At 29.3% G+C, this 5,784-nt stretch carries 5 protein-coding genes and 1 riboswitch; of the genes, 2 read left to right on the top strand and 3 right to left on the bottom strand.

Annotation, left to right across the window (positions count from 1 at the left end; genetic code table 11):
* Window positions 1-461: 461 nt before the first annotated feature.
* Together RR409_RS20650 and RR409_RS20645 are read right to left on the bottom strand one after the other, a co-directional pair.
* Window positions 462-1,397, bottom strand: coding sequence for a GNAT family protein (locus RR409_RS20650; RefSeq protein ID WP_332559665.1), 936 nt, complete (start codon window positions 1,395-1,397; stop codon window positions 462-464).
* Window positions 1,390-2,577 (bottom strand): MFS transporter, encoded by a 1,188-nt coding sequence (locus RR409_RS20645; protein WP_332559664.1) that lies wholly within the window; start codon window positions 2,575-2,577, stop codon window positions 1,390-1,392. The genes RR409_RS20650 and RR409_RS20645 overlap by 8 nt, the downstream gene beginning before the upstream one ends.
* 246 nt (window positions 2,578-2,823) lie before the next feature.
* On the opposite strand from RR409_RS20645, the gene RR409_RS20640 reads away from it, so the two are divergent.
* Window positions 2,824-4,023, top strand: a complete 1,200-nt coding sequence (locus RR409_RS20640; RefSeq protein ID WP_332559663.1) for an SAM-dependent methyltransferase — start codon at window positions 2,824-2,826, stop codon at window positions 4,021-4,023.
* Between the two features lie 163 nt (window positions 4,024-4,186).
* On the opposite strand, the gene RR409_RS20635 is transcribed toward RR409_RS20640, so the two are convergent.
* The gene (locus RR409_RS20635) at window positions 4,187-4,981 is read right to left on the bottom strand and encodes a tRNA threonylcarbamoyladenosine dehydratase (RefSeq protein WP_332559662.1); all 795 of its coding nucleotides are present in this window, start codon (window positions 4,979-4,981) and stop codon (window positions 4,187-4,189) included.
* A gap of 328 nt (window positions 4,982-5,309) precedes the next feature.
* A riboswitch (THF riboswitch) is annotated at window positions 5,310-5,411 on the top strand.
* 62 nt (window positions 5,412-5,473) lie between these two features.
* Between RR409_RS20635 and RR409_RS20630 the strand changes: the two genes are divergently transcribed.
* The coding region (locus tag RR409_RS20630; RefSeq protein WP_332559661.1) for a folate family ECF transporter S component at window positions 5,474-5,784 on the top strand (311 nt) is incomplete at its 3' end.

Genomic DNA, 5,784 nt, shown 5'->3' with positions numbered 1-5,784 from the left:
GAATTAACTGGTTTTACCTTTTTCTCTGTTTAATTTTCAAAGACCAATTCATTTTTGTGCTAAAGTGAACATCACCTCAGCGACAAGTAGTATTGTATCAAATCCTGAGGTGTATATTTTGATGTTTAAGTCCACCTAATGGGTTTATGTTAAAAATCTTGCATTATCCTTTATTTTACTCTGCATTTCACTTGCGGATACTCTTGGGTGTGTTTACCTATATAATAATAAACTTTATTGTTTTTATCATATGACTACTAGCTATTTCACCATTCAATTAAAATAAACTATAAAACATGTAAATCTATATTATTAAAAACTACACTAAACATTACATTCATATATCATGAGTCAGGATAATGAATCAGAATCCAACAAAAGAAAAATATGATATCTTCAATAAATGAACATATCATAATACATATATCTTATGATGTGTTAGTAGTTATACTTTAGATAAGTTATTTATTTGTTCTATAAAAAATAACATGATCTCTCCATTTTCCATTAATATATAAATAATCCTTACTTATTCCTAACTCCTCAAACCCACAACCTTTTAATACTGACTGGGACTTTCTATTTTCCACAAGAGTACTTGCTTCAATTCTATGAAGGTTTAAATCCTGAAAGGCATATTCTGCCACAAGGTTTACTGCTTCCTTCATATATCCCTTTCCTTGGTAACCTTCATCTATAGAATATCCAATAAAACCACTCTTAAATACTCCATAAACTATATTGTAAAGTCGTATTCTTCCTATAAGTTTACTATCTTTATATATACCAAAATGAGCTCCCTCTTCTTTTAGAAACTGTTTATAATTAGTTATTAAAGATTGTCTTTGAACTTCCTCTGTATAAAAACTTTCCTCCCTATATGGTTCAAACCCTGAAAGATATTCTTTATTTCTTTGATAATAATTTAAGATACTCTCGGAATCATCTGGTGTCAGGACTCTAATTTCTACATTTTTTCCTCTTAATATAAAATCCTTAGTAATAATATTACTACTATATTCTTCTTCTGTTATGCCGAATAGTATAGTACTGCAAACTTTAGAGTCAATGTTTATATTTTCTGATATAAAGCCTTCAAGTTGAAATCCCAAATTAGTGAAAGGAGTTAAAGTAATATTTTCATCACAAATAATATTTACCTTATGCAGTTTATTTTTCTTTATTAGGGTTTCTAATATAAGTTTCAATGCATCTTCTAGCATTTTAGCTTCTTTTTTATCTTTATAAAATTTTAGCTTTAAAATTACACTTTTATTTTCTCTATCTAAGTTTAAGATAAACATTCTTCCAATAGTAATACCCACAGAATCTCTTATTATGTAATTGCGATCCTTATCTTCTACATAATCAATACTTACACACTTTTTTTTATCCATTTTTCTCTACCTGCCTTAAACTTAAGTTATTTTTGGTATTACTATAAATTAAATAAATAAAAATTATAGAAAGAAATAAGCTTATAGGAACCATATAAAATGCCTTAGTAGTTCCAATACTATCATTAAGCCTTCCAATTATAAAATTTAAAATCATATTTACGGAACTTGAAAATGTAATAACTACCCCTGTGACGTATGAACCATTTTCCTTAAACACTTTACCAATAGTTAGTGCTATAGTTGGAAATGCTATAGCAAAGAATATCCCTGAGATACATATTAGAATCAGTGCAGAATTTCCTATTACTAATGCTACTGAGAATAAAATTAGAGCTATTACTAATGATATTAATACTGATTTAAAGTACCCTTTTTTTTCAGCTACAAACCCACCAACAAGCCTTCCTATTGTGAATAAAAAGAAAAAGGTAGAAAGATACAGAGAACTTTTATGAATACTATACCCATAGCTTTCTCTAAGGAAATTAACCAGCCAACTAGATGTCCCTGCTTCTGCAAAAACATAAGTTCCAAGACCAAACCCATAAAAATACAGTAATTTATTTTTAAATACACTAGACATGTTTAATTTCATCTTTTCTTCAGCTTTATGTGCAGTTGGAACTTTTAAAAATTTAAACCATATGCATACAAGTACAAATGCTACTGCTATAAAAATATAGATGGTTCTCCATGAAAATCCATTATCAACTAAATAACCTATGGAAAGCTGCCCTACAGTAGAACCCGCTCCATAGCAAAAATGTGTCAGATTCATTATTATTGCTTGGAATGATATAAACACTAAAGGAATAAGTGTGTTAATTCCTATACTTAATAGTGCGTTACCTACATTCATAAAAAACATATAAATCACTAGGGACTCAAAACTTTTAGTGGTGGACATAAGAAAAACTGATATGGTCATAAATATAAGTCCAAGAGAAAATACTTTCTTTTGTCCAATTCTTTCACATAATATCCCACCTATATAAGTAAAAATTATATAAGCAAAAGATCCAATACTTATCATAATTCCTATATCTGTGTTGTTAGTATTAAAAGTTTCCTTGAAAATTGGAATTAAAATCCCCTTAGTATTATCGATAACGGCATTTAATGCCATAATTAAAAACATAAAAACAATAAGCCACAAGTTTTCTCCTCTTTTTTTCACTCTGCCAGCTCCCCTCTAGGCCCGAATTTTTACCACTAACATTATATCATATTTAACTTCTAGAATTATCATTAATTATTACAATAGTTAACTCCTATAACTAGAATATAAGTTGTTTCCATTGGATATACTTCTAGTTAAATTTAAAATAGATTACATCCCTTTATAAATTTTTTACTTTTAACAATTATTTAATTTTGATATACTTACCATTATAAATTAATATGGTCTTAGAAAGGTGATAAAATGAATAAAAGCAATTTAAATAAACTTAAATTATTCCTTATGGGTTTAGAAAATAGGTTCTCGGAAAATAACTCAATTTTTAATCACATTACTGTAAACTATACATCTGGCCTTAAAAACTTTAAGGGGATCGCCAACTTGGAAGATGATAAAACCCTTAATTATAACTTTAAAGGTATCACTAAGGCATTTACTATTGATCAATTGTTCCAAGAAATTATAAAAGAAGGTGAAAATTACGATTCTCTTTCTTTAACCTATAGTGAACGAGGGGAAGTTATACTAATAACTGCTGATAATAAAAATGTAACTATGAAAAATATTGATGTTGATAAAGCACCTGAGGATACTACAGCTCCGGCAAATAAAAAAGAAGCTATACCTCATTCAAATACATCAACATTGCTTAATAGAGATTATTACATAAAAACTGGGAAAGCTGATTCCTTGCTTAAGGAAATTGGGATTATGAGTAAAGATGGAAAGATTAAAAATGACAAAATACGAAAGTACAACCAAATTGATCATTATGTTGAACTTCTTGAAGGAATATTAGATGAACTTCCTAAAAATACTGCTATAAATATCTTGGATTGTGGTTGTGGTAAATCTTATTTATCCTTCGTTCTTAATTACTATCTAACAGAAGTAAAAAGAAGAAAGTGTCATTTTATTGGACTTGATTACTCAGAAGGAGTTATCCAAAGTTCTAAAGAAATGGCAACAAATCTTGGATATAGAAATATGGAGTTTCATGCTATAGATATTAAAAACTATACTCCCGATAAAAAGATCCATGTAGTTATCTCTCTTCATGCTTGTGATACTGCTACTGATATGGCCTTAGCCCTAGGAATTAGAGTGGAATCTGATGTAATAATAGCTGTTCCATGTTGTCATAGGGAGATGCTTAGTGAATACTCTTACGAACCTTTTAAGAGCATACTTAAACATGGCATATTCAAAACCAGAATGGCCGATATTTTAACAGATGGAATGAGAAGCTTAATGCTTGAAGCCAAGGGATATGAGGTTTCTGTAGTAGAATATATATCTCCTTTGGAAACTCCTAAAAACTTAATGATTAGAGCTATTAAAAGAAGAGAAGAAAACTTTAAAGCAATGGACGAATATATGGATTTAATATCAAAACTTAATGTATATCCTGCACTTTATAGTTTTCTAAATGAATGGTACTAAAAATACTCTAAGTATAAGCTTTTAAATATTATAGACCAAAAACCCCTAGTGAAATTTTGATGTTTCTACTAGGGGTTTTCTTCATATTTATTTATTTAAAAGCTTATATACCTTTTAAGCTTTAACTATTTTTCTAAGCTTTAGTTTCTTACATATCAATATACTATAATTTTATAACTGTCTTTTCCCTTTCCTTTTGAAAACTTTCTGCTATTAAGTCCTTTATCACCTGTCCGCCAATTATCATTCCAGCAACAGGAGGTACAAAGGAATTACTTGCAGGAATTTGACGCTTAATTGCACATTTTTTAGACCCACCTGTACATACACATCCAGTTTTACAAGTTATTACTTCATCCTGCTTTGGCTTTGTTGGCATCTCTTCTGAGTATAATACCTTGCAACTTTTTATTCCTCTTTTTCTTAGCTCATATCTCATAACCTTTGCAAGAGGACATACTTTAGTTTTGTAAATATCTGCGATTCTAAATTGTGTGGGATCAAGTTTATTACCTGTTCCCATACAGCTTATAATTTCAATATTTCTTTCTTGACAGTATTCAATTAATGCAATCTTAGAAGATACTGTATCTATTGCATCCACTACATAATCTGTATCATCAGTTATAATTTCTCCTATGTTATCCTTTGTAACAAATATTTCATGAGTTATTACTTCACATTTAGGATTTATACTTAATACTCTCTCCTTCATAACCTCTACTTTACTTTTTCCTAAGGTTTTAAAGGTCGCATGAATTTGTCTATTTATATTTGTTAAACAAACTGCATCATCATCTATTAGAACTAATTTTCCAACTGCTCCCCTAACTAATGCTTCTACAGTAAAGCTTCCAACTCCACCTATACCAAATACTACAACTTTACTATTTTTTAATTTATCTAAAGACTCATTTCCCATTAAAAGCTCTGATCTTGAAAATGCATGTTGAGCCATAATAATCACTCCTTTATGTAAATGTATCGATTATTTAAATAATCAACAAGTTAATTTAATTCAACCATTTCTAAAAAGAGATTTAACTCTTTTAAAGTTCTTTTATAAAAACTACCTCTTAGTAAGTGAAGTAAAATTTATTTTCCTAAAACGCAGTTAAAATCTACAATGTATATTTAATACTAAAATTAAAATTTAATCAAGTACTATTCTATATTATTATGGACAACAATAGCATGAACTATTAATAATATATATTATATAAATTATGTTGTTGTGTTTTTTCAGAATATTAACTATAATTGACTTAGAAATAAAACATAATATTGACAGAGTAGAGGATTGTGCGTCAAGTGTCAGTTGGACGGGAAGTTGCCACTGAACGAAAAATCAGAAATGATTTGCGGTACAATCATCGCATTCCGCTGTCACAGAAGAGAGATATTTCCTCTTTATGTGGCATACTTGTCATAAAAAGAAGGGGGTATTTTTTTGAAAACAACTCGTACTTTAGTATTCATGGCACTATTCATTGCCCTACAAGTAATACTAACAAGATTTCTATCAATTCAAACTCCAATACTTAGAATAGGCTTTTCCTTTATTCCAGTAGCCTTATGCTCAATAATCCTTGGCCCAGCATTAGGTGGGATAACAGCAGGAATTGCTGATATAGTGGGTATGATGATTTTTCCTCCGAGTGCTTACTTCCCAGGATTTACTCTTAGTGCCTTATTATCCGGTGCCATATATGGATTAGTTCTTTATAAGAAACCAAATACAATACTTAGAGTAGCTATTTC

This window comes from Clostridium sp. (assembly GCF_036642255.1).
Taxonomy (GTDB): Bacteria; Bacillota; Clostridia; order Clostridiales; family Clostridiaceae; genus Clostridium_J.
Note: the sequence above shows the minus strand (reverse complement) of the source record. Positions and strands in the feature narration are given on the sequence as shown.

Bases quoted from the DNA above. Each gene is read 5' to 3' on its own strand.
- RR409_RS20650 (WP_332559665.1), bottom strand. From the start codon at position 1,397: ATGGATAAAAAAAAGTGTGTAAGTATTGATTATGTAGAAGATAAGGAT.
- RR409_RS20640 (WP_332559663.1), top strand. From the start codon at position 2,824: ATGAATAAAAGCAATTTAAATAAACTTAAATTATTCCTTATGGGTTTA.
- RR409_RS20635 (WP_332559662.1), bottom strand. From the start codon at position 4,981: ATGGCTCAACATGCATTTTCAAGATCAGAGCTTTTAATGGGAAATGAG.